This window comes from Streptomyces sp. NBC_00988 (genome assembly GCF_045162645.1).
Lineage (GTDB): Bacteria > Actinomycetota > Actinomycetes > Streptomycetales > Streptomycetaceae > Streptomyces.
On record NZ_CP108730.1, the window covers coordinates 9,103,440 to 9,126,224 of the forward strand.

21 protein-coding genes are annotated in these 22,785 nt (G+C 70.9%); 6 read left to right on the top strand and 15 right to left on the bottom strand.

What is annotated here, in order from left to right; translation table 11 throughout:
- Positions 1-47: 47 nt before the first annotated feature.
- The 5 genes from OG496_RS41315 to OG496_RS41335 all read right to left on the bottom strand — a co-directional run bounded on the left by OG496_RS41315 (position 48) and on the right by OG496_RS41335 (position 6,662).
- Positions 48-2,177 (bottom strand): 3-hydroxyacyl-CoA dehydrogenase NAD-binding domain-containing protein, encoded by a 2,130-nt coding sequence (locus tag OG496_RS41315; RefSeq protein ID WP_405974494.1) that lies wholly within the window; start codon positions 2,175-2,177, stop codon positions 48-50.
- Positions 2,174-3,391 carry a thiolase family protein gene (locus tag OG496_RS41320; RefSeq protein ID WP_405974495.1) on the bottom strand — a complete coding sequence of 406 codons (1,218 nt, stop codon included), beginning with the start codon at positions 3,389-3,391 and terminating at the stop codon, positions 2,174-2,176. Before OG496_RS41320 ends, OG496_RS41315 begins: the two co-directional genes overlap by 4 nt.
- A 299-nt stretch (positions 3,392-3,690) precedes the next feature.
- Entirely contained in the window at positions 3,691-4,968 is a 1,278-nt protein-coding gene (locus tag OG496_RS41325; RefSeq protein WP_405974496.1) for an HRDC domain-containing protein, read from the bottom strand.
- 167 nt (positions 4,969-5,135) lie between these two features.
- Positions 5,136-5,798: a response regulator transcription factor gene (locus OG496_RS41330; protein WP_030605794.1), complete on the bottom strand. Its 663-nt coding sequence runs from the start codon at positions 5,796-5,798 to the stop codon at positions 5,136-5,138.
- 237 nt (positions 5,799-6,035) lie between these two features.
- A complete protein-coding gene (locus OG496_RS41335) occupies positions 6,036-6,662 on the bottom strand; it encodes a DUF3000 domain-containing protein (RefSeq protein ID WP_366493226.1) in 627 nt (208 codons plus the stop codon).
- 146 nt (positions 6,663-6,808) lie between these two features.
- On the opposite strand from OG496_RS41335, the gene hemE reads away from it, so the two are divergent.
- Positions 6,809-7,876 (top strand): uroporphyrinogen decarboxylase, encoded by a 1,068-nt coding sequence (gene hemE, locus OG496_RS41340; protein ID WP_366493225.1) that lies wholly within the window; start codon positions 6,809-6,811, stop codon positions 7,874-7,876.
- A gap of 7 nt (positions 7,877-7,883) precedes the next feature.
- On the opposite strand, the gene OG496_RS41345 is transcribed toward hemE, so the two are convergent.
- Positions 7,884-8,708, bottom strand: coding sequence for a rhomboid family intramembrane serine protease (locus OG496_RS41345; protein ID WP_405974497.1), 825 nt, complete (start codon positions 8,706-8,708; stop codon positions 7,884-7,886).
- 125 nt (positions 8,709-8,833) lie between these two features.
- Between OG496_RS41345 and OG496_RS41350 the strand changes: the two genes are divergently transcribed.
- On the top strand, positions 8,834-9,160 hold the full coding sequence (locus OG496_RS41350) for a hypothetical protein (protein ID WP_366493222.1): 327 nt from the start codon (positions 8,834-8,836) through the stop codon (positions 9,158-9,160).
- A gap of 5 nt (positions 9,161-9,165) precedes the next feature.
- Here OG496_RS41350 and OG496_RS41355 read toward each other — a convergent pair whose 3' ends face one another.
- Together OG496_RS41355 and OG496_RS41360 are read right to left on the bottom strand one after the other, a co-directional pair.
- Positions 9,166-10,566, bottom strand: a complete 1,401-nt coding sequence (locus tag OG496_RS41355) for an FAD-dependent oxidoreductase (RefSeq protein WP_399393562.1) — start codon at positions 10,564-10,566, stop codon at positions 9,166-9,168.
- A gap of 27 nt (positions 10,567-10,593) precedes the next feature.
- A complete protein-coding gene (locus tag OG496_RS41360) occupies positions 10,594-11,529 on the bottom strand; it encodes a DUF4349 domain-containing protein (protein WP_405974498.1) in 936 nt (311 codons plus the stop codon).
- A 173-nt stretch (positions 11,530-11,702) separates the two neighbouring features.
- On the opposite strand from OG496_RS41360, the gene hemG reads away from it, so the two are divergent.
- Positions 11,703-13,133 (top strand): protoporphyrinogen oxidase, encoded by a 1,431-nt coding sequence (hemG, locus tag OG496_RS41365; protein ID WP_405974499.1) that lies wholly within the window; start codon positions 11,703-11,705, stop codon positions 13,131-13,133.
- Positions 13,134-13,137: 4 nt separating this feature from the next.
- Complete coding sequence (gene hemQ, locus OG496_RS41370) at positions 13,138-13,869, top strand: hydrogen peroxide-dependent heme synthase (RefSeq protein ID WP_405974500.1); 732 nt, start codon at positions 13,138-13,140, stop codon at positions 13,867-13,869.
- A gap of 76 nt (positions 13,870-13,945) precedes the next feature.
- Here the strand turns inward: hemQ and OG496_RS41375 are convergent, their stop codons facing one another.
- The 7 genes from OG496_RS41375 to OG496_RS41405 all read right to left on the bottom strand — a co-directional run bounded on the left by OG496_RS41375 (position 13,946) and on the right by OG496_RS41405 (position 21,303).
- Positions 13,946-15,541: an alpha/beta hydrolase gene (locus OG496_RS41375; RefSeq protein ID WP_405974501.1), complete on the bottom strand. Its 1,596-nt coding sequence runs from the start codon at positions 15,539-15,541 to the stop codon at positions 13,946-13,948.
- A 134-nt stretch (positions 15,542-15,675) separates the two neighbouring features.
- Positions 15,676-16,452 (bottom strand): TIGR04222 domain-containing membrane protein, encoded by a 777-nt coding sequence (locus OG496_RS41380; RefSeq protein ID WP_405974502.1) that lies wholly within the window; start codon positions 16,450-16,452, stop codon positions 15,676-15,678.
- A gap of 117 nt (positions 16,453-16,569) precedes the next feature.
- Positions 16,570-17,340: a DUF4142 domain-containing protein gene (locus tag OG496_RS41385; protein ID WP_405974503.1), complete on the bottom strand. Its 771-nt coding sequence runs from the start codon at positions 17,338-17,340 to the stop codon at positions 16,570-16,572.
- A gap of 147 nt (positions 17,341-17,487) precedes the next feature.
- Positions 17,488-18,828: a DUF692 domain-containing protein gene (locus OG496_RS41390; RefSeq protein ID WP_405974504.1), complete on the bottom strand. Its 1,341-nt coding sequence runs from the start codon at positions 18,826-18,828 to the stop codon at positions 17,488-17,490.
- A 142-nt stretch (positions 18,829-18,970) separates the two neighbouring features.
- Entirely contained in the window at positions 18,971-19,759 is a 789-nt protein-coding gene (locus OG496_RS41395) for a DUF4142 domain-containing protein (RefSeq protein ID WP_405974505.1), read from the bottom strand.
- A 133-nt stretch (positions 19,760-19,892) separates the two neighbouring features.
- A complete protein-coding gene (locus OG496_RS41400; protein ID WP_405974506.1) occupies positions 19,893-20,504 on the bottom strand; it encodes a TIGR03086 family metal-binding protein in 612 nt (203 codons plus the stop codon).
- Positions 20,505-20,619: 115 nt separating this feature from the next.
- A complete protein-coding gene (locus OG496_RS41405; RefSeq protein WP_405974507.1) occupies positions 20,620-21,303 on the bottom strand; it encodes a TetR/AcrR family transcriptional regulator in 684 nt (227 codons plus the stop codon).
- Between the two features lie 45 nt (positions 21,304-21,348).
- Here OG496_RS41405 and OG496_RS41410 point away from each other — a divergent pair, with 45 nt between their 5' ends.
- Both OG496_RS41410 and OG496_RS41415 read left to right on the top strand, forming a co-directional pair.
- Complete coding sequence (locus OG496_RS41410; protein ID WP_405974508.1) at positions 21,349-21,804, top strand: hypothetical protein; 456 nt, start codon at positions 21,349-21,351, stop codon at positions 21,802-21,804.
- A gap of 150 nt (positions 21,805-21,954) precedes the next feature.
- On the top strand, positions 21,955-22,779 hold the full coding sequence (locus tag OG496_RS41415) for an ABC transporter ATP-binding protein (RefSeq protein ID WP_405974509.1): 825 nt from the start codon (positions 21,955-21,957) through the stop codon (positions 22,777-22,779).
- Positions 22,780-22,785 lie beyond the last annotated feature (6 nt).

Here is a 22,785-nt window from a genome sequence, read left to right on the forward strand (position 1 = left end):
GAAAGCGGAGGCCCTCATCACGTCAAGTCACGCCCGTACGACGGTCGTTACGCCGGGACGCTCGCCACACCCGGCGCCAGGAACGGCTTGCCGTTGACCCGCTCCGACACACCCTCCCGGTCCAGGTACGGCGTGATGCCGCCCAGGTGGAAGGGCCAGCCGGCGCCCGTGATCAGGCACAGGTCGATGTCCTGGGCCTCGGCGACGACGCCCTCGTCGAGCATCAGGCCGATCTCCTGCGCCACCGCGTCCAGGACCCGGTCCCGCACCTGCTCCGCGGTCAGCACGGAGTCGCCCTGCTTGAGCAACGCGGCGACCTCGGGGTCGAGTTCGGGCTTCCCACTGTCGTAGACGTAGAAGCCGCGCTTGCCCGCCTTGACGACGGCCGCGAGGTTCGGGGAGACCGTGAAGCGGTCGGGGAAGGCCCGGTTGAGGGTCTCCGAGACGTGCAGGCCGATCGCCGGACCGACCAACTCCAGGAGAACCAGCGGGGACATCGGCAGGCCGAGCGGCTCGACCGCCTTCTCCGCGACCGCGACCGGCGTGCCCTCGTCGATGACGTTCTGGATCTCGCCCATGAAGCGGGTGAGGATGCGGTTGACGACGAACGCCGGGGCGTCCTTCACCAACACCGCTGTCTTCTTCAGCTTCTTGGCCACCGCGAACGCGGTAGCGAGCGACGCGTCGTCCGTCTGCTCGCCGCGCACGATCTCCAACAGGGGCAGAATCGCCACCGGGTTGAAGAAGTGGAAGCCGACGACCCGCTCGGGGTTCTTCAGCTTCGACGCCATCTCGGAGACGGACAGCGAGGAGGTGTTCGTGGCGAGGATCGCGTGCGCCGGAGCGACCGCCTCGACCTCCGCGAACACCTGCTGCTTGACGCCGATCTCCTCGAAGACGGCCTCGATGATGAAGTCGGCGTCGGAGAAGCCCTCGGCCTTGTCCAGCACACCGGTGACCAGGGCCGTGAGGCGGTTGGCCTTGTCCTGGTTGATACGGCCCTTGCCGAGCAGCTTCTCGATCTCGGCGTGGACGTAGCCCACACCCTTGTCGACGCGCTCCTGGTCGATGTCCGTGAGGACGACCGGCACTTCGAGGCGGCGCAGGAAGAGCAGGGCGAGCTGCGAGGCCATCAGACCCGCACCCACGACGCCGACCTTCGTCACCGGACGCGCCAGCGACTTGTCGGGCGCACCCGCCGGACGCTTGCCGCGCTTCTGGACGAGGTTGAACGCGTAGATACCGGCGCGGAGTTCGCCACCCATGATCAGGTCGGCGAGCGCCAGGTCCTCGGCGTCGTAACCCTGTTGGAGCTCGCCGTTCTTCGCGGCCCCGATGATGTCGAGGGCGCGGTAGGCGGCCGGGGCCGCGCCGTGCACCTTGGAGTCCGCGACGAAACGGCCCTTGGCGACGGCCTGGTCCCAGGCCTCGCCGCGGTCGATCGCCGGTCGCTCGACCTTGACGTCGCCCTTGAGGACGTTGGCCGTCCAGATCAGCGACTGCTCCAGGAAGTCGGCGCCCTCGAAGAGCGCGTCGGCGATCCCGAGGTCGAAGACCTGCTGGCCCTTGAGCTGCTTGTTCTGGTTGAGGCTGTTCTCGATGATCACCGAGACGGCCTTCTCGGCGCCGATCAGGTTCGGCAGCAGCGTGCAGCCGCCCCAGCCGGGGACGAGGCCGAGGAAGACCTCGGGCAGCGAGAACGCCGCGATGTGCTTCGACACCGTGCGGTACTCGCAGTGCAGACCGACCTCGACGCCGCCGCCCATGGCCGCGCCGTTGTAGTACGTGAAGGTCGGTACCGCGATGTCCGCGAGGCGCTTGAAGACCTCGTGGCCGCCCTTGCCGATGGCGAGCGCGTCGTCGTGGTTCTTGAGGAGCTCGACGCCCTTCAGGTCCGCGCCGACGGCGAAGACGAACGGCTTGCCCGTGATGCCGACACCGACGATCTCGCCGGCCGCGGCCTCCTTCTCGACCTGGTCGATGGCGGTGTTGAGGTTCGCCAGCGAGGCCGGGCCGAAGGTGGTCGGCTTGGTGTGGTCGAAGCCGTTGTCCAGCGTGATGAGCGCGAACCGCCCGGCGCTGTACGGCAGTTCGAGGTGACGGACGTGCGCGGACGTCACGACCTCGTCCGGGAACAGCTCGGCCGCACCCTTCAGAAGCTCGGTGGTGGTGCTCACTTGTCCCCCTCGAAGTGCGGGTTCTCCCAGATGACCGTGGCGCCCATGCCGAAGCCGACGCACATCGTCGTCAGGCCGTAGTGGACGTTCGGCTGCTCCTCGAACTGACGGGCCAGCTGCGTCATCAGACGCACACCCGACGAGGCCAGCGGGTGACCGAAGGCGATCGCGCCGCCGTACTGGTTGACGCGCTCGTCGTCGTCAGCGATGCCGTAGTGGTCCAGGAAGGCCAGCACCTGTACGGCGAAGGCCTCGTTGACCTCGAAGAGGTTGATGTCCTCGATGCCGAGGCCCGCCTTGGCGAGCGCCTTCTCGGTCGCCGGGATCGGGCCGTAGCCCATGACCTCCGGCTCGACGCCCGCGAAGGCGTACGACACGAGGCGCATCTTCACCGGCAGGTTGTTCTCGCGCGCGAAGTCCTCGCTGGCGATGATCGACGCGGTGGCGCCGTCGTTGAGACCGGCCGCGTTGCCCGCGGTGACCCGCCCGTGCACACGGAACGGCGTCTTGAGCCCGGCGAGGTTCTCCAGGGTCGTCCCCGGGCGCATCGGCTCGTCGGCGGTGACCAGACCCCAACCGGTCTCGCCCACCTGCTCGTTGGTGTTGCGCACCGATATCGGCACCAGGTCCTGCTGGATCTTGCCGTTGGCGTACGCCTTGGCGGCCTTCTCCTGCGAACGCACCGCGTACTCGTCGGCGCGCTGCTTGGTGATGTGCGGGTAGCGGTCGTGCAGGTTCTCCGCGGTCATGCCCATGAACAGCGCGGAGTCGTCGACCAGCTTCTCGCTCACGAACCGCGGGTTCGGGTCCACGCCCTCGCCCATGGGGTGGCGGCCCATGTGCTCGACACCACCGGCGATGACGGCGTCGTAGGCACCGAAGGCGATGGAGCCCGCGGTGGTCGTGACGGCGGTCAGCGCGCCCGCACACATGCGGTCGATGGAGTAGCCCGGGACGGACTGCGGCAGCCCGGCGAGGATGCCGGCCGTACGACCGAGGGTCAGCCCCTGGTCACCGATCTGCGTGGTCGCGGCGATGGCGACCTCGTCGATCTTCGCGGGGTCGAGTCCGGGGTTGCGGCGCAACAGCTCCCGGATCGCCTTCACGATGAGGTCGTCGGCCCGGGTCTCGTGGTAGATGCCCTTCGGGCCCGCCTTGCCGAACGGGGTGCGGACGCCGTCGACGAAGACGACGTCCCTGACGGTACGAGGCACGATTGGCTCTCCTCCAGGGTGCGGGATCGGCACTGCCGCGATGCGCTGAGCGCGCGCTCAGAACCCATGCTACTTGCGGGTAACCAACCTGCCCACCCCCGGGGCCGGGAGCGGCGAACGTCACACCCCGCCCGCGCCCGGTTCCCCGCGCACCACCTGAGGATCTTGGCCTGATCTCGACGCCGGGGTTCCGCTTCCGAGCCCTTTGTCCAGGGGCGCGGGGCTGTATCGATACGCGGCTCCGCCGCGGGGCGCGACCAGCCACAACGGACCCGCACCCGCAAAACGACGCAGAACCCCTACGGCGCCTTCGCGGTCAACGCCTCCACCAGAACCGGCGCAACCTGCTCGACCTGCCAAGCCCGAGCCCCGTACCCGGCAAGCGCGGCCCCCACGGACTCCACATCCACACTCTTCGGCGGCTCCCAGCAGACCCGCCGCACAGTGTCCGGAGTGATGAGGTTCTCCTGAGGCATGTTGAGCCCCTCGGCCACCGCGGACACCGCAGCGCGCGCCGCGGACAACCGAGCCGCGGCCTCAGGATCCTTGTCGGCCCAGGCGCGGGGCGGAGGCGGCCCGGTAACCGGCTGACCAGGCTGCGGCAACGCCGAGTCGGGCAGCGCCTTGGCCCGGTCGACGGCCGCCTGCCACTGCTCCAGCTGCCGCCGCCCCATCCGATGCCCGAACCCGTTCAACACGGCGAGTGCCTGTACATCCAGCGGCAGCGCGAGCGCCGCCTCCACGATCGCCGCGTCGGACAGCACCTTCCCCGGTGACACGTCCCGCCGCTGCGCGATCCGGTCCCGCGTCTGCCACAGCTCCCGTACGACACCGAGCTGCCGGCGCCGCCGTACCTTGTGCATCCCGGACGTACGACGCCACGGGTCCTTGCGGGGCTCGGCGGGCGGCGCCGCCGCGATCGCGTCGAACTCCTGGCGGGCCCAGTCCAGCTTGCCCTGCCGGTCGAGTTCCTTCTCCAGCGCGTCCCGCAGGTCGACGAGGAGTTCGACGTCGAGGGCGGCGTAGCGCAGCCAGGGTTCGGGCAGCGGGCGGGTGGACCAGTCGACGGCGGAGTGCCCCTTCTCCAGGACGAAACCGAGCACACCCTCGACCATCGCGCCCAGGCCGACCCGCGGGAATCCGGCGAGCCGACCCGCCAGCTCGGTGTCGAAGAGCCGCGTCGGCACCATGCCTATCTCGCGCAGACAGGGCAGGTCCTGGGTGGCGGCGTGCAGCACCCACTCGACGCCGGAGATGGCCTCGCCGAGGCCCGACAGGTCGGGGCAGGCGACGGGGTCGATCAGCGCGGTGCCCGCGCCCTCGCGGCGCAGCTGAACCAGATAGGCGCGCTGTCCGTAGCGGTAGCCGGACGCGCGCTCGGCGTCGACGGCGACGGGACCCGTGCCGGCGGCGAAGGCCGCGATCACCTCGGCGAGGGCGTCCTCGTCGGCGATCACGGGCGGAATGCCCTCTCGGGGCTCAAGCAAAGGGATCGGCGCCGTTTCGACGTCGTCCGGAGGGGCGCCTCCGGTGGTTCGCAGTGAGCTGTCTGCTGCGGTTTCTTGGGCGTCGGTCACCTGTCAAGGGTATCCGTGTATGGACAACGCCCGCCGACGGAACGTTCCGTCGACGGGCGTCTGGGGGTCGTAAACCAGTCAGGTAAGTGAAAGATCCGGTTCACGGCTCGAAGGGGGAGTGGGAAGGGGAGCGGAAGGGGGTGTGGGGACGGGGTTGCGGAAGGGGGTCAGTGGATGATTCCGGTGCGCAGCGCCACCGCGACCATGCCGGCGCGGTCACCCGTGCCGAGCTTGCGGGCGATGCGCGCGAGGTGGCTCTTGACGGTCAGTGCGGACAGGCCCATGGAGACGCCGATGGCCTTGTTCGACTGGCCCTCCGCGACCAGACGCAGGACCTCGACCTCACGGCCGGACAGTTCGCGGTAGCCACCCGGGTGGCTCGGGGAACCCGGGGGGCGGCGGTGCATACGGGCGGCGGCGGAGCCGATGGGGGCGGCGCCGGGTCGGGTGGGGAGCCCGACGTTGGTGCGGGTGCCGGTGACGACGTAGCCCTTGACGCCGCCCGCGAGGGCGTTGCGCACGGCACCGATGTCGTCGGCGGCGGACAGGGCCAGGCCGTTGGGCCAGCCTGCGGCTCTGGTCTCGGAGAGCAGGGTGAGACCGGAACCGTCGGGAAGGTGGACGTCTGCCACACAGATGTCGCGGGGGTTGCCGATGCGGGGACGAGCCTCCGCGACGGACGAGGCCTCGATGACGTCGCGCACACCGAGCGCCCACAGGTGGCGGGTGACGGTGGAGCGTACGCGCGGGTCGGCCACGACCACCATGGCGGTCGGCTTGTTCGGGCGGTAGGCGACCAGGCTTGCGGGCTGCTCAAGAAGAACGGACACCAGGCCTCCTGGGGTGCGGGACGACTTTCAAGGTCACAGTCGTCTTCGGCACCAAACCCCGGGTCCTTTAGAGAAAGATCACGATTTAGTGAGTAGCAATCAGTGCAATTCGGACACGCTGTCGATCGTTCGGTGAACGAAACGGCTCGTTCGATGGGCCACTCCTGATTGAAAGTGGCCGTATCGACAAAGACACCGGAAGCGATCGGTAAGACCTCGGTGTGTCTCGGGTAAGGCTCAGCGTGACTGCGGGCCCCGGCGTTGCGGCAGCGTGACGATGGACGCGTCGCCCGGACCCGCCGGGGGCAGGCCCGCGACCTGGGCCAGCAGATCGCACCAGGAGGCCAGATGCGCCGCCGTGTCCGGGACACCGCCGAGCCCCTCGCGCGGAGTCCACGAGGCACGGATCTCGATCTGGGACGCGGACGGCCGCTCGGACAGCCCGCCGAAGTAGTGGGAGCTGGCCCGCGTGACGGTGCCGCTCGCCTCGCCGTACGTCAGGCCGCGCGCCTGGAGCGCACCGGTCAGCCACGACCAGCACACGTCGGGCAGCAGCGGGTCCGCCGCCATCTCCGGCTCCAGCTCCGCGCGCACCAGCGTCACCAGCCGGAACGTGCCGTGCCACGCGTCGTGCCCGTCCGGGTCGTGCAGCAGCACCAGCCGGCCGTCGGCCAGGTCCTGGTCGCCGTCGACGACCGCGGCCTCCAGCGCGTACGCGTAAGGGGCGAGCCGCTGGGGCGCGGGCGTCGGATCGATCTCGATCTGCGGCCTCAGCCGGCTGTTCCGGAGGGCCTGGACCGCGGCCTGGAAAGCCGGCGGCGCCGTACCGCCCCCATCCCGGTCCCCCTCCTTGGAGTCGTCCATCCCGTCAGCGCCATCCGACAATCGTCCCTGAGCCGCAGCCATGCGGGAAGATTAAGGGGAACGGAGGCATCGTGCGGGACTAGACACCAGCTCTTCCGCTCAGCACACCGTGTAATCGCGTTCTGGCGCCGTGCGAGACTGGCCCCGTGAGTGCCAACCAGAGCCCCGCGGGCCAGCAGCCGACCGCCACTTACGACTCCGCCTTCATGAAGGCGGCCAGGCGTGAGCCCGTTCCGCACACACCCGTGTGGTTCATGCGGCAGGCCGGGCGCTCGCTGCCGGAGTACCACAAGGCGCGCGAGGGCATCGGGATGCTCGACTCCTGCACGCGCCCCGAGCTGGTCGCCGAGATCACCCTCCAGCCCGTGCGCCGGCACAACGTGGACGCGGCGGTCTACTTCAGCGACATCGTCGTCCCGCTCAAGGCCATCGGCATCGACCTCGACATCAAGCCCGGCGTCGGCCCGGTCGTCGAGAAGCCGATCCGCACTCGCGCCGACCTGGCCCGGCTGCGCGACCTGACCCCCGATGACGTCTCCTACGTCACGGAGGCCATCGGCCTGCTGACCGCCGAGCTCGGCTCCACCCCCCTCATCGGCTTCGCCGGCGCCCCGTTCACCCTCGCGAGCTACCTCATCGAGGGCGGCCCGTCCCGCACGTACGAGAACGCCAAGGCGATCATGTACGGCGACCCCGAGCTGTGGGCCGACCTCCTCGACCGCCTCGCCGACATCACGGCCACCTTCCTCAAGGTCCAGATCGAGGCGGGCGCCAGCGCCGTCCAGGTCTTCGACTCCTGGGCCGGCGCCCTCGCACCGGCCGACTACCGCCGGTCGGTGCTCCCCGCCTCCGAAAAGGTCTTCCGCGCGGTCGAGGGTTACGGCGTCCCGCGCATCCATTTCGGTGTCGGCACCGGCGAGCTGCTCGGCCTGATGGGCGAGGCCGGTGCGGACGTCGTCGGCGTCGACTGGCGCGTCCCGCTCGACGAGGCCGCCCGCCGCGTCGGCCCCGGCAAGGCGCTCCAGGGCAACCTCGACCCGACCGTCCTGTTCGCCTCCACGGAGGCCGTCGAGGCGAAGACCCGCGAGGTCCTCGACGCGGCGAAGGGCCTGGAGGGGCACATCTTCAACCTCGGGCACGGGGTCATGCCGTCCACCGACCCGGACTCGCTCACCCGGCTCGTCGAGTACGTCCACACCCAGACGGCCCGCTAGAGACCGCTCACCAGGTGTGCCGGGGCCGGGCCCGCCTGCCGAACAGCAGGCCGCGCGGTTCCGGCGGCGGGGGCGTGCCCGCCTTGAGCGGCCAGGCGAGCACCATGCCCACGAGGAACCCGACGACATGGGCCTCGTACGCCACCGTGCCCGCGTCGGAGACGCCCTCGCCGGACGAGTAGAACGCCTGGAGCACGAACCAGAAGCCCAGCACCAGCCAGGCCGGCAGGCGCAGCGGCAGGAAGAACAGGAACGGCACCAGGACCCACACCCTGGCCTTCGTGTACAGCACCAGATACGCGCCCAGGACGCCGGCGATCGCCCCGGAGGCGCCGATCAGCGGGTCGGCCGAGTTGTCGTTGAGCAGCGCGAAGCCGTAGCCCGCCGCGTAACCGCACACTACGTAGAAGAGCGTGTAGCGGATGTGGCCCATGCGGTCCTCGACGTTGTTGCCGAAGATCATCAGGAACAGCATGTTGCCCAGCAGGTGGATCCAGCTGCCGTGCAGGAACATCGCGGTGAAGACGCTCAGCGGGGCTGACTTGTCGTAGGCCGGCGGGCCGGCCGCGCAGGCCGGGCCCCCGGGGCCGGCCTGGACGGCGCCGGTCGGGACCAGCTGCGGCATCTGATGGTGGATCAACTCCCGCGGTACGGCCGCGTAGTGGTCCAGGAACGCCTGCAGATGGCACAGCTGCGAGAGATCGCTGCCGCCTGCCACGGAGCCCGCCATTCCGGGCGTGAACAGGAAGACGAGCACGTTCGCGGCGATGAGCGCATACGTCACCCAGGGGGTGCGGCGCACCGGGTTCACGTCATGGACGGGGATGACCACAAGGGATTAGTGCCCCCGATACGCGCGGCGAACCGGTGAACACCGCCGTCCGCCTGTGCGTATGACTCCTCAACCGCCCGCGGCGCGGGGAAGGCGTGTCGCGGGGACGACGTGAGGAACAGGCGATGAACGACCGAATTTCTCCTCAGCTGACCGCCACGCCCGACGGCGAGGCCGAGATCTCCCTGGTGGTGCGCCTCCCCTGGGAGGACGTCGCCCGGCTCGGTCAGGAGGCGGGACGGCTGGCCACGCAGATGCAGCGGCCGGTGACCCTGGACGAGGCGGTGAGCAACCGGCTGCGGTCCAACGCGCTGGGCGCCCACGCGAAGCCTGCGGCAGCGGCACAGCCCGCCGCGATGATGCCGCCGAGCGCGTCGGTGTCCTCGCTGCCCGCCAGGCCGCCGGCCGAGCAGGCACGGCAGGCCATAGACCGCATCAACGGCACGGCGTAAACGCTTTACCGCAGGCTCGCCTGGATCTTGGCGGCCGCCTTTCGGGCTGCCACCAGGACCGGGTCCCACACCGGTGAGAACGGCGGGGCGTAGCCCAGGTCCAGGGCCGTCATCTGTTCCACCGTCATCCGGGCCGTGAGGGCGACAGCCGCGATGTCGACACGCTTCGCGGCGCCCTCCCGGCCGACGATCTGCACGCCCAGGAGACGGCCGGTACGGCGTTCGGCGAGCATCTTCACCGTCATGAGAGAGGCCTCGGGGTAGTAGCCCGCGCGGCTGGTCGACTCGATGGTGACCGTCTCGAACTGCAGCCCCGCGCGGTGGGCGTCCTTCTCGCGGAGCCCGGTACGCGCGATCTCCAGATCGCACACCTTGCTGACGGCCGTACCGACCACCCCCGGGAAGGTGGCATAACCGCCGCCCACGTTCGTGCCGATGACCTGCCCGTGCTTGTTGGCGTGGGTCCCCAGGGCGATGTGCCGCTCCTGCCCGGAGACCAGGTCGAGCACCTCGACGCAGTCGCCCCCGGCCCAGATGTTCTCGTGCCCGCGCACCCGCATCGCCAGGTCGGTGAGCAGCCCGTCGTGCTGCCCGACCGGCAGCCCGGCCGCCTTCGCGAGCGTCGTCTCCGGGCGTACACCGATCCCCAGGACCACCACGTCCGCCGGATACTCGGCATCCTCGGTGACCACCGCCCGCACCCGCCCGTCCTCCCCGGTGAGCAGCTCGGTGACCTGGGCGTCGTCGACCATGGTGATGCCCAGGCCCTCCATCGCCTTGTGCACCAGCCGCCCCATGTCCGGGTCGAGCGTGGACATCGGCTCCTTGCCCCGGTTGACGACGGTCACGTCATACCCGCGGTTGACGAACGCCTCCGCCATCTCCACCCCGATGTACCCGGCCCCGACCACCACGGCACGACGCCCACGCGTGCGTGCCAGCGAGTCGAGCAGCGCCTGCCCGTCGTCGAGCGTCTGCACCCCGTGCACCCCGGGCGCGTCGACCCCGGGCATGTCCGGCCGGATCGGCCGCGCCCCGGTCCCGATCACGAGCTTGTCGTACGACGTCCAGGACTCGGCCCCGGAATCGACGTCCCGCGCGCGTACCCGCCCGCCCGCGACGTCGAGCTCCACGACCTCGGTACGCATGCGCAGATCGATGTCGCGCTCGCGGTGCTCCTCGGGGGTGCGGGCGATCAACTCCTCCGGCGCGGACACGTCGCCGCCCACCCAGTAGGGGATGCCGCACGCCGAGTACGAGGTGAAGTGGCCGCGTTCGAAGGCCACGATCTCCAGCTCGTCCGGCCCTTTGAGGCGCCGTGCCTGTGACGCCGCGGACATGCCCGCGGCGTCGCCTCCGATGACGACCAGTCGTTCCCGGGTACCCCTCGCACGGCTCATGCTCATGCGAACACGCTACGGCGACCGATCATTTCAGTCCTGCCCGCCCTCCTCCGGCAGAGCGCTCACCCCGGTGACCGCCGGAACGGCCGCGGTCCGACGCGGCCGTACGAGACGCAGCCACACGACGAGCGCCAGCGCCGCCACCGCCGCGAACGGCAGTACCGCGCCGAGCGACAGGGCGATCCAGCGCAGCATCGTCACGAAGACGTGCCAGCCGCCCGCCACGGCGTCCACGAAGCCGGGGCTGTCGTCCTTCGCGGCGGCCTTCGCGACCGGGGTCTGCGACAGGGACAGGGTGATCGTGGCCAGACTGGTGCGGTCCTTCAGGGAGGCCTGTTGGGCGAGCAGCGCCTCCAGGTCGGACTCGCGGGTGCTCAACTCGCCCTCCAGCTCCACCACATCGCTCAACTTGGTGGCCCGGTCCATCAGTTCACGCACGCGTGCCACGCTGGCCCGCTGCGAGGCGATGCGGCTGTCCACGTCCACGACCTGGTCGGTGACGTCCTGCGCCTTCGCGGTGCGGTCGAGCAGCTTGCCCGCGCCCTCCAGGTCGGCGAGGACCTCGTCGTACTTGTCGCTGGGCACGCGCAGGACGACCCGCGTGCGCTCATGACCCTGCCCGTCGCGGCTGGTGGACTCGTTGCCGACGAACCCGCCCGCGTTCTCGGTGGTGGTGCGGGCCTCGTCGAGGGCCTTCGGTACGTCCTTGACCCGCACGGAGAGCGAGGCCGTACGGATGATGCTGCTCGCGGTGAGCTTGGGCACGGTCTTGGTGTTCCTGGCGTTGCCGCTGCCCGCCGCGCCCTCCTGCGGAGCGACGGCCTTGTCGTTGGCGCCCGCGCCGACATCGCTGGCCGTGGAGCTCTTGTCGCTCGCGCCGCCGCTGCACCCGGCCAGCGCGAGGGCGGAGGCCAGCAGGAGGCCGGCCAGGACCTGGACGGGTCGTGCGGAGTGTCGTGTGCGCATGTGTCGCTACCCCCGAGGGTCGTCGTGACGACTGACGCACCTTCGACGCCGGGACCGGGCGGGACGTTGGCGGGAAACGGTTCCGATGCGGTCACGGTCGGGACTCGCGCCGGACAACGATCCGGACACCGGCCCGGGATCGGACTGTCAGTGGGGTCTGAGAGGCTGGGGGCATGCGCGAAGTGGAGACTCGTACAGGCACAGGGCATGTCGTCGTCATCGGCGCCGGGATCGGCGGGCTGGCCGCCGCACACCGGCTGCTGGACAGAGGCGTGCGCGTGACCGTCGTCGAGGCGTCGGAGCGGGTCGGCGGCAAGCTGCTGCCCGGTGAGATCGCGGGCGCCCGCGTGGACCTCGGCGCCGAGTCGATGCTGGCCCGCCGCCCCGAGGCCGTCGCGCTGGCCCGCGAGGTGGGCCTCACCGACCGCCTCCAGGCGCCCGCCACGGCCACCGCGTCGATCTGGACCCGGGGTGCGCTGCGCCCCATGCCCAAGGGCCACGTCATGGGCGTCCCCGGCACCGCCTCCGCCCTCTCCGGAGTCCTCTCGGACGAGGGCCTGCGCCGCATCGAGCGCGACGCCGACCTGCCCCGCACGGAGGTCGGCGACGACGTCGCGGTCGGGGAGTACGTGGCCGCACGCCTCGGCCGCGAGGTCGTCGACCGCCTCGTCGAGCCCCTCCTGGGCGGTGTCTACGCGGGCGACGCGTACCGCATCTCGATGCGCTCGGCCGTCCCGCAGTTGTTCCAGGTCGCGAAGACCCACGACTCCCTCACCGAGGCCGTCCGGGGCATCCAGGAGCGCGCCGCCGCCGCGCAGCAGACCGGCCCGGTCTTCATGGGCATCCAGGGCGGAGTGGGCCAACTGCCGCTCGCCGTCGCGGAGTCGGTGCGCGCGCGGGGCGCCGAGATCCTCACCGGGACACCGGTCACGGAACTGCGCCGGAGCGGGGCAGCGGGCTGGCGCGTCGTCGCCGGAGACCGCGTGCTCGACGCCGACGGCGTGATCGTCGCCGTACCCGCCCCGGTCGCCGCCGAGCTGCTGCGGCCCGAAGCACCGGGCGCCGCGGCCGAGTTGGGCGCCGTCGAGTACGCCTCGATGGCCCTGATCACCCTCGCCTACCGCCGCGCGGACATCGAACTCCCCGAAGGCAGCGGCTTCTTGGTGCCGCCGGTCGACGGCCGCACCATCAAGGCGTCCACCTTCGCCTCCCAGAAGTGGGGCTGGATCGCCGACGAGAACCCGGACGTGGTGGTCCTGCGCACCTCGGTGGGCCGGTACGGCGAGACGACGATCCTGGAGCGCGACGACACCGGCCTCGTGGACGTCTCGCGCCACGACCTGCGTGAGGCGACCGGCCTCGACGCCACGCCCCTCGCGACCCGCGTCACCCGCTGGACCGACGGCCTGCCGCAGTACCCGGTCGGCCACTACGCGCGCGTGGCCCGTATCCGCGAGCACGTGGGCAAGCTCCCCGGCCTGGCGGTGTGCGGCGCCGCGTACGACGGGGTCGGCATCCCGGCCACCATCGCGAGCGCGTACGCGGCCGTCGAGCGGCTGACCGGTGACCCGGTGCCGAGCGCCTCCGGCGGAGCGGGAGAATAGCCCCATGAGCGACGACGCCCCCACCACCGAGCCCGGCCGCATCCCGAACAAGGGCAAGCTGGCCAAGGACCTCAACGAGGCCATCCGCTACACGCTGTGGTCCGTCTTCAAGCTGAAGGACGTGCTGCCGGAGGACCGTGCCGGATACGCCGACGAGGTCCAGGAGCTGTTCGACCAGCTCGCCGCGAAGGACGTGACCGTCCGCGGCACGTACGACGTCTCGGGCCTGCGCGCCGACGCCGACCTCATGATCTGGTGGCACGCCGAGACCGCCGACCAGCTGCAGGAGGCGTACAACCTCTTCCGTCGGACGAAGCTCGGCCGCGCCCTGGAGCCGGTCTGGTCGAACATGGCGCTGCACCGCCCCGCCGAGTTCAACCGCTCGCACATCCCGGCCTTCCTGGCCGACGAGACGCCGCGCAACTACGTCAGCGTGTACCCGTTCGTGCGCTCCTACGACTGGTACCTGCTCCCCGACGAGGACCGCCGCCGCATGCTCGCCGACCACGGCAAGATGGCCCGTGGCTTCGCGGACGTCCGCGCCAACACGGTCGCCTCCTTCTCCCTCGGCGACTACGAGTGGCTCCTGGCCTTCGAGGCCGACGAGCTCTACCGCATCGTCGACCTCATGCGCCACCTGCGCGCCTCCGAGGCCCGCATGCACGTCCGGGAAGAGGTCCCCTTCTACACGGGCCGCCGCAAGGACATCGCGGACTTGGTGGCCGGCCTGGCGTAGTTCTTTGGCGGCGCGGGGCTGTGTCGATATGCGGCTACGCCGCGTGAGCGCGACCAGCCCCCCACCGGGCCGCGGTCTACCGACTGCCCGGTCGCGCGGCCTTCGGCTCAGCATGCGGCGCACAAGCCGCACGCCGCTCCGGCAGCCGCCCCTCCAACAAATACGCGTCCAGATACCCGTTGACGCACTTGTTGGATCCCCCCGCGATCCCATGCGTCCCGGCATCCCGCTCAGTCACCAACACCGAGCCGGACAACCGCCGTTGCAGTTCGAGCGCCCCGTCGTACGGCGTAGCCGCATCCCGCTCGGCAGCCATGATCAGCACCGGCGGCAACTCACCGGGCCCGGTCCGCACATCAAGGGGCTGCTGACGCGGCTCGGGCCAGTACGCGCACGGCAGATTCATCCACACGTTGTCCCACGTCTCGAACGGCGCCACCCGCGCGAGCCGGGTGTTGTCCTGGTCCCAGACACTCCACTCGGTGGGCCAGACCGCGTCGTTGCACTCGACGGCCGTGTAGACCGCGTTCCCGTTCTCCGCCTCGACGGCCGCCTCCGGCGTCGGCCCGGCCTGCTGGATCAGCTGCTTCGGGTCGCCCTTCAGGTACGACGACAGCGCGGCGGCGGTGTGCGGCCAGTAGTCGTCGTAGTACCCGGCCGACAGGATCGAGCCCTGCAACTGCGCCGGCCCCACCTTGCCGCCCGCGGGCTTCTCGGCGAGCCGCGCTTCGGCCTTGCGGTAGCTGCCGAGCACCTTCTCCGCCGTGTCGCCGAGGCCGTAGACGTCGTCGTGCTTGGCGATCCACTCGCGGAAGTCCGTCCAGCGGCCCTCGAACGCGGCCGACTGGTCGAGGTTGTTGCGGTACCAGATCTGCTCGGGGTCCGGGTTCACCGCCGAGTCGAAGACCATCCGCCGTACGTGCGTGGGGAACAGCGTCGCGTACAGCGCCCCGAAGTAGGTCCCGTAGGACGCGCCCATGAACGTCAGTCTGTCCTCGCCGAGTGCGGCGCGCAGGACGTCCAGGTCGCGGGCGTTGTTCAGGGAGGTGTAGAAGCGGAGCTTGCTGCCGGAGCGCTTGGCGCAGCCGCGCGCGTAGCTCTTGGCCTCCGCGATGCGTTCCTTCTTGTACGACTCCGAGGGGTACGTCGGCGACTGCGAGGGCGCCTTGAAGAAGTGCTTGGGGTCCTCGCAGGACAGCGGCGCCGACTTGTCGACCCCGCGCGGGGCGTAGCCGACGAGGTCGTAGGCCGACGCGATGCGCTTCCACTCGGGGAGCATGCCGATCAGCGGGAAGTAGAGGCCGGAGGCGCCGGGGCCGCCGGGGTTGTAGACCAGGGAGCCCTGGCCGGGCACTCTGCGCTTGCTGTTGTGCGGGTCCTTGTGGGTGGCCCGGGCGCGGCTGACGGTCAGCCTGATCTGCTTGCCGTCGGGGTGCGCGTAGTCGAGCGGGACGGAGACCGTGCCGCACTCCATGGTGCCGGGCAGGTCCTGCGCGTCGGGGCACTTCCCGAAGGTGATGCCCCGCGCGCGGGCGTGCGCGGCGGCCAGCGTGGTGCCGGTGAGTTCGGCGGCCCGGACGCCGGGAACGCCGGGGGTACCGGTGGCCGGGGCGGCGGCAAGGGTGGTGAGGAGCAAGGACCCGGCGGCCGAGTACAGGGCGGCGGCTCGCATGGTGGGGTATCCCTTCGGAGCACGGCAGCAACAAAAGGGATGTTTCGTTCGGCCGTTGGCGAAGGCAAGCACCATCGGGCGGTGTCGGCCCCAATGACCCCTGTGCGCCCCCGGGGAGCGCCGTCACGCTGTGGTCAGCGGCGCCACTCGTACTGCTCGCGGTGCGCGAAGGCCGCCCGCAGATCCGGCTCGCCGACCGCGCGGATGCCGCGTACGGCGACGGACGTCAGATACGTACGGTCGTCACCGCTGCCCGCGTGCCGGGCCAGCGTGCCCAGCAGCCGCTGACCGGCCGGGGAGGCCCAGCGCGAGTACGGGTGCACCTCGACCCGCGCGACGGCCAGACAGCTCAGCGTGAGGGCCAGCGGCAGCGCGAACCAGAGTGCGACCAGCCCCTGCGGCATCTCGGCCCCCGGCGTCAGCAGCGCGGTCGCGCCCAGCACGAGCACGACGAGCGCGGCGGCCCGCACCTGCCGTACCCCGGACGCAACGGTCGTAGTGCTCCCGTCCGGTACGGCCAGCCCCGCGTCGACGAGCCGGACCGCGACCTCGCGCACCGCGTCCGTGGCCGCCGCGGAGGCCCGCACCGGGCCGATCCTGGACTGCCCCTCGGGCCCGATCGCGCCTATCACCGACCGCTCGATGGCGTCCCGGCCGCGCGGGTCGACGACGGTCGCCCAGCCGGTGTGCGCGAGCAGCAGCCGGTGCTGCCGCGCCATGGAGACCAGCGTCAGGTCGGCGACCCGCGCGGGACCGCCGGACAGGAACGCCGCCTCGTAGAGCGTCAGATCGTGTCCCGTGCCCGCGTCGTCCGTGTCGACGGCCGCCGCTCTGACGGCGGCCAGGCACAGCCGCGTGCACGCCGTGCCGGCGACGGCCCAGGCCAGGAGCAGGAGGAGGACCCAGAACATGCCACGTTTCTATGCCAAAGGCCCAGCGTGACGCCATGCCTTGTTCACAATCCGGACGGAGCGTTGTCGGTATGTGACGTTCCGAATGGCCGGAAACGAACCATGTCCGAAACGGTTCTACGGCTGGGCCGACGGCGGTGGGGCGGAGGCGGCCGGCGGGAGCGTGTAGGTCGGGGAGACCGACGGGGTCAGCGGGACCACCTGGCCGGGGTCGGCCGCGGCGGAGACGCTGGGCGCCGGCGAGCTCGACGCCGCCATGTCCCGGGCCAGCGCGGCGAAGTCGACGTACCCGGTGGCCTCCAGGACCTTGATGTGGTCCAGGACGGTCGTGTTCGCGTCGTCGGCGAGGGCGCGGACCAGGGAGTTCTGGGTGGTTGCGCGGACCTGGGCGACCACCGTGAACACCTTGCCGTGCGCGAGGCGCAGGATGTTGGCGAACTTGCGGTCGAAGTCCACGCCCTGCGCCGCGTTCAGCGTGGCGAGCCACTGCTGTTGCTGTGCGTTGGGCTGGTTGGGCAGCGGCACACCGAGCCGGGCGGCGACGTCCCGCACCCGCTCGTCGAGGAACGTGTGGCCGTCGATGAGATGCTGCCCCGCCGTCCGTACGGCCGCGGTCGTGCCCTTCTTCTCGGCCTGCTGCCCGGCCGGCAGCTCCCACAGCCCGGCCAGCCGGACCCTCGTGACGAAGTCCCGGTCCAGGGCGGACAACGGCCCGTACTGCGTGGTCACGGTCTGGTCGCTGAGCACACTCGCACCGGTCGTCCCGGACCGGTCGGCGTAGGACCAGACCGGGAAGATCAGCGCGGCCAGCGTCGCGGTCAGGCCCATGACGATGACGCCGGTGCCACTGAATATGCCTCGGCCCTGTACGGGGGGTCGCGGTCGCATGGGTGCCTCCTGTTACGGCACCGCACGTGAGTGTGCTTTCTGTGCGCTTCTCGTGCGGAACCGCAATATTACTGTGGAGTCACTCTCACCTTCCAAGGCCCCACGTCAGCCGCACCTCACCCCTCCCGCCGGCCCCGCCTCGGCCCCTCAGCGGCGCAGCAGCACCCGCCGGGTGGCGCGGGCGAGCCGGACCGCTGGCCGCGCCGAACGCGGGACAGGCCCCGACCGCTCCAGCCACCACTCCCGCAACTCCCGCCGCACCTCCGCGTCCTCGGGCCCGCCCGAGAGCAGCAGCTGCCCGGCGAAGTCCAGCGCGTCACGCCGGTAACCGCCGGACATTGGATGCGAGTGCGCGTACGCGAGGAAGGCCGGCCGGTACAAGTCCCCGAGGATCAAGGGCAGTTCGGGAGCCACCTTCGCCACTACGTCGGCCCGCTTCACCCCGAGCGCCCGCGCCTGCACACCGAGCCGCACGCGGTCGAAACCGCCGGGGACGGGGGTACCGGCGACCAGGGCGGAGAGGAGGGCGGTCTGGGAGAGGGCGAGGCGTTGGCGGGCGCAGTCGGAGGACCGCGGTGCGGCCGGGGGAGCGGCGACGGTGCCAGTGGCCTCGGGTGCGGGTGCCGCCTCCCGTGCGGGCACCCGGCTTGCGGCCGACCGTGCCCACCCTTTGGTCAGCGCCCCCTGAATTGCCTCCAACTCCCGCTCCAGCACAGCCGGTTCGGGGAAGTTGTCGTCGCGCTCCAGCAGGACCCCGGGTGGGGAGACGCGGGACGCGAGGTCGGTCAGGACGGCGAGGACCGGCGCGGGGACCGGGTGGGCGTGGGTGTCGTGCCAGACGCCGTCGCGTTCGACGCCGCCCGCGACATGGACGTACGCGATGGCCTCGACGGGGAGTTCGGCGAGGGCCTTGGCCGGGTCCTCGCCGCGGTTGACGTGGTTGGTGTGCAGGTTGGCGACGTCGATGAGCAGGCGTACGCCGGTGCGGTCGGCCAGTTCGTAGAGGAACTGTCCCTCGGTCATCTCCTCGCCCGGCCAGGCCAGCAGCGCGGCGATGTTCTCGACCGCGAGGGGTACGGGCAGTGCGGCCTGGGCGATGCGGATGTTCTCGCAGAGCACGTCGAGGGCGTCGCGGGTGCGCGGTACGGGCAGCAGGTGGCCGGCTTCGAGGAGCGGGGAGGCGGTCAGGGAGCCGCCCGCGCGGACGAACGCGATGTGCTCCGTGACCAGGGGCGCGCCCAGCGCCTCGGCGCGCTCGGCGAGCGCCGTCAGCCTGGCCTCGTCCGGGCGGTCGGCGCCGCCGAGGCCCAGGGAGACGCCGTGCGGGATCACGGTCACGCCGCGCTCGCGCAGCCGTAGCAGGGAGTCGGGGAGGTGGCCGGGGCAGACGTTCTCGGCCACGGCCTCGACCCAGTCGATGCCCGGCATGCGTTCCACGGCGTCCGCGATCTCCGGCCGCCAGCCGATGCCCGTTCCCAGTCGCTCCATCGTGCGCCCCCGTCCTCCAGGAAATTCATCAACTCCACAAGGCCGCTGTTCCGGCGTGTACGGGGGTATCGCCCCGGCGCCGGGCCCCGAACCGCGTGCGGGACACCTTCAGAGCAACATTTGAGGTTCGGGGAGCGGCCTCCTAACCCAGGATGCCGTTCGAGTCGACCGGATCCGGGCGGCCGGTGTTGACCGTGCCCGGCGCCGCCGGGGACGGCCGGGAGGTGGTCCGGATGTTCGGGCTCGCCTCGGCGACGGGGGCCGAGGGCGCCACCTGGCCGGGCAACGGCGCCGCGGGGCCGGTCGGGCTGGCGGTCGAGGAGTTGGCGATCGAGTTGGCGATGGCGTCGAAGTCGACCCGCCCGGTCTTCTCCAGGATCGTGATGTGGTCGAGCACGGTCTGGTTGGCGTCCGACGCCAGCTGCCGTACGAGCGTGTTCCGCGTGGTGTTCCGTACGGCGCCGATGGCCGGGAAGATCTTGCCGTGCGCGGCCCGCAGCAGGTTGGCGAACTTGTACTCGTACTCGGCGCCGGTCGCCGCGCTCATCTCCCGCAGCCAGCCCTGCTGTTGCTCGTTCGGCACGTTCGGCAGCGCGACCCCGAGCTGGGCCGCGATGATCCGCACCCGCTTGTCGAGGTCGGTGTGGCCGACGATGAGGTGGTCACCGGCCTCCTTGATCGCCTGGCTGGGCGCCCGCTCGATCGCCTGCTGCCCGGCCGGCAGCTCCCACAGCCCGGCCAGCCGCACCCGCACGATCAGATCCCGGTCGGCGGCCGTCAACGGCCCCCACTCGGTGTTCACGGTGCCCGCCGCCACGTTCGCCTGCCCGGTTCCCGCCCGGTCGGCGTACGACCACACGGGAAAGACGAGCGCACCGGTGGTGGCGAAAATGGTGGCGATGAACACAGCCGTACCGTTGATACGACGCAAGGGAGCCTCCCGGGGGAACCAACTGGTCAATGGAGAAGTTGGCGCGTGGCCAGTGCCAGGAGGTACGAGCGGGGCGGTTTCCTTGTTCAAAGGGAGGGCGGCTTTGCTCAAAGGGCAGGCAAAGGGGGCGAGTTCAGCGACCCTTCACGGGCCAGTGCTCCGGCGTCCGGCCCAGCAGCCGTAGCGCCTCGTCGAGCGGGCCGGCGTCCGGCGGTACGTCGAGCGGCGGGGCGAAGGCGAACTCCGGTCCGCGCACGGCCGGTTCGGTGGGCACCAGTCGGGCCACCACCAGCGCGATGCCCAACACGTCGTCCGACAGGTCGAGTTCCGCGCCGAGGGCGGCGGCTACGTCCCAGGCGTGGACGACGTAGTCGATGAAATGGAAGCCGATCGCGGTCCGGCCCGGGAAGCTCGCGCCCAGCTCCGGCAGCGCGAACTCCCGCTCGGTGGCGCCGGGTTCGTCGAACGCGGCGAGGACGGCGGTGGCCGCCGCGCGGTGCGTCCGGGCCGGCTCGCTCATGTCCTCGGGCTCCCGCCAGTACGCCCTGTCCCCACCCGCTCCGCGCGCGGCGGCCGCGAACCCGTGATGCTGCGCGGCCATGTGCGCCACGAGCCGCCGCAGGTCCCACCCCGCGCAGGGGGTGTCCCGCGCCCAGTCCTCATCCTGCGCCAACTCCACTACGCGCAGGGCCTCGTACACGGCGATCCGGTCGAGCTCGACGATGTCCGTTCCGGTGGCTGTCATGGGGCTTGAGCCTAAAACTGGGCGAACGGTCGTGCTACTTGTTTTCGGCCGAAGTGAGGAGAGGGGAAAAGCGCTCTGCGCGGGGAGGGGAAATGCCCTGTATATCGCTTGTATGTCAGGGGACTTGAGGAGCCTTCGTAGGGTCGGTGGCGGCGCACCGCAGTCGGGCCGCTATGCCGACCCGGGCCCGGCGGTACGCGGTCTCCTCGTCGTGCAGTACGGAGACGACGTTGGCCGTCTCCATCAACGCGATGATCTCGAAGGCGAGTTGGGGTATGTCCGTGTCGGCGCGCAGCTCGCCCGCGTCCCGCGCCTCGGCTGCCGTCCGCTCCACGAAGGCCGTCCAGTCCCGCTGCGCGCCGACCACCGCGTCGTGTACGGGCCCGGAGCGGGCGTCGAACTCGGCGATGACCTCGTAGAAGAAGCAGCCGCCGGGGAAGACCCGCCCCCGTGAGTACTCAAGCCACAGCTCGCACAGCCGCCACAACCGGCCTACGCCGGCCGGGACTTCGGCGGCGGGCCTGATGACCTTCTCGGTGTAGATGCGGGCGGCCTCGCGCACGGTGGCCAGTTGCAGCTCCTGCTTGGAGCCGAAGAGCGCGAACACCCCGCTCTTGCTGAGCCGCAGCTCGGTGGCCAACCGGCCGACGGTCAACGCCTCCAGACCCTCGACGGAGGCGATGTCGACGGTGCGGCGCAGGACCAGTTGCCGCGTGCGGTTGCCCCGCTCGACCCGGCCGTCGAGCCGTGTCGTACCCGCGTCCTCGTCAGGTGTCCTTGTCGCTCCGCCTGCTCTCATGGTGGTCCACCCTAAGCAACACGGGGGAAACGGACCCTTCCTAGGATGCGGCGCGTGCACCTGATCGTCCTGGACGCCCCCACCGAGTGGAGCCGGTTCGCCGAGGGTTCCGTCGAGCGCCGCATGCTCCTCGCGCTCGGAGACCGCCTCGGCACGCCGCTGCGCCCGAAGCCGCTCATGCTGCCTGACGGCAGCCGGGTCGAGGTCGAGGGGATCGACGTGGGCTGCCGCGTGCTCGTCCAACTGGTCGGCAACCAGGGTGCGTACAAGCCCGCCTACCGCAACAAGGTCATGGCGGACATGTTCAAACTGCTCTGGCTGCGGGAGTCCGTACCGACCGCCGAGCGCACGGTGCTGCTGGTCACCGAGCTGATCGTGCAGGCCCTCGGCGGCTGGGTGGCGCGGGCCGCGGCGGACCTCGGGATCGAGATCCACGTCTTCGACGGCAGCACGGTCGCCCCGCTGCGATCTTCTGCGAAGCCAGACGTAAAACGCCCGTAACAGTCAACTGCGCTGTCCCGAAACACAATCTTCCTACGGTCGGGGGCACCTAAGCGGATTTCCGCGTGGCAGTCAGTCGCACTCGCTACGCACGCTCTCCGACTTCCAGGATCGGGCACTCGTGCCCGCGACATGGATGGGAGCGTGAAGGTGACTGGTACGCCAGCACTCGAACTGCGGTCGGTACGACGGGTCTACGGCTTCGGGTCCGCCGCGACCACGGCCCTCGACGACGTCCACCTGACGGTGCCGTCGGGCCGTTTCGTCAGTCTCATCGGCCCCAGCGGCTGCGGTAAGTCCACCCTGCTGCGTCTCGTCGCGGGCCTCGAACAGCCGGACCTCGGCGAGGTGTCAGTGCACGGGGTGACACCGGCGGACGCCTGCGCGGCCAAGATGATCGGGCTCGTGCCGCAGAGCCCCGCGCTGCTGCCGTGGCTGTCGGTCCTGCGCAACGTCACGCTGCCGCAGAAGATCAACCGGGGTGCGGGCAAGCGGCGTGAGCGCATCGCCGACTTCGCCGAGCGGCGGACGGCGGTTCCCGACATGGAGGAACTCCTCGTCAAGGCCGGTCTCGGCGACGCCCTGCACAAGCTCCCGGCCCAGTTGTCCGGCGGCATGCGCCAACGCGCCGCGATCGTGCGGGCGTTCGGCCTACAGCCCGACGTGCTCGTCATGGACGAACCCTTCTCGGCGCTCGACGAGTTCACCCGCGAGAGCCTTCAGGACCAACTCCTCGACCTCTGGGAGGAGTTGAGGACGACCGTCCTGTTCGTCACCCACTCCGTCTCCGAGGCCGTACGGCTCTCCGACACCGTCGTCGTCATGGCGCCGAACCCCGGCCGGATCGTCGAGAGCATCGACATCGACCTGCCCCGGCCGCGCGGTGAACGGCTCTTCGGGGAACGGCGGTTCCACGAGTACGAGGACCTGGTTCGAGAGCGGCTGCGGCGCGCCTGGCACAGCGAAGCCGCGTGAGTGGGG

Excerpts from the sequence above, each read along its gene's own strand:
- OG496_RS41335 (WP_366493226.1), bottom strand. The coding sequence starts at position 6,662 with ATGGACGACTCCAAGGAGGGGGACCGGGATGGGGGCGGTACGGCGCCG.
- hemQ (WP_405974500.1), top strand. The coding sequence starts at position 13,138 with ATGAGCGACGACGCCCCCACCACCGAGCCCGGCCGCATCCCGAACAAG.
- OG496_RS41410 (WP_405974508.1), top strand. The coding sequence starts at position 21,349 with ATGCGGCGCGTGCACCTGATCGTCCTGGACGCCCCCACCGAGTGGAGC.
- OG496_RS41380 (WP_405974502.1), bottom strand. The coding sequence starts at position 16,452 with ATGTTCTGGGTCCTCCTCCTGCTCCTGGCCTGGGCCGTCGCCGGCACG.
- OG496_RS41360 (WP_405974498.1), bottom strand. The coding sequence starts at position 11,529 with ATGCGCACACGACACTCCGCACGACCCGTCCAGGTCCTGGCCGGCCTC.
- OG496_RS41405 (WP_405974507.1), bottom strand. The coding sequence starts at position 21,303 with ATGAGAGCAGGCGGAGCGACAAGGACACCTGACGAGGACGCGGGTACG.
- hemG (WP_405974499.1), top strand. The coding sequence starts at position 11,703 with ATGCGCGAAGTGGAGACTCGTACAGGCACAGGGCATGTCGTCGTCATC.
- OG496_RS41385 (WP_405974503.1), bottom strand. The coding sequence starts at position 17,340 with ATGCGACCGCGACCCCCCGTACAGGGCCGAGGCATATTCAGTGGCACC.
- OG496_RS41375 (WP_405974501.1), bottom strand. The coding sequence starts at position 15,541 with ATGCGAGCCGCCGCCCTGTACTCGGCCGCCGGGTCCTTGCTCCTCACC.
- OG496_RS41400 (WP_405974506.1), bottom strand. The coding sequence starts at position 20,504 with ATGACAGCCACCGGAACGGACATCGTCGAGCTCGACCGGATCGCCGTG.
- OG496_RS41355 (WP_399393562.1), bottom strand. The coding sequence starts at position 10,566 with ATGAGCATGAGCCGTGCGAGGGGTACCCGGGAACGACTGGTCGTCATC.
- OG496_RS41350 (WP_366493222.1), top strand. The coding sequence starts at position 8,834 with ATGAACGACCGAATTTCTCCTCAGCTGACCGCCACGCCCGACGGCGAG.
- OG496_RS41390 (WP_405974504.1), bottom strand. The coding sequence starts at position 18,828 with ATGGAGCGACTGGGAACGGGCATCGGCTGGCGGCCGGAGATCGCGGAC.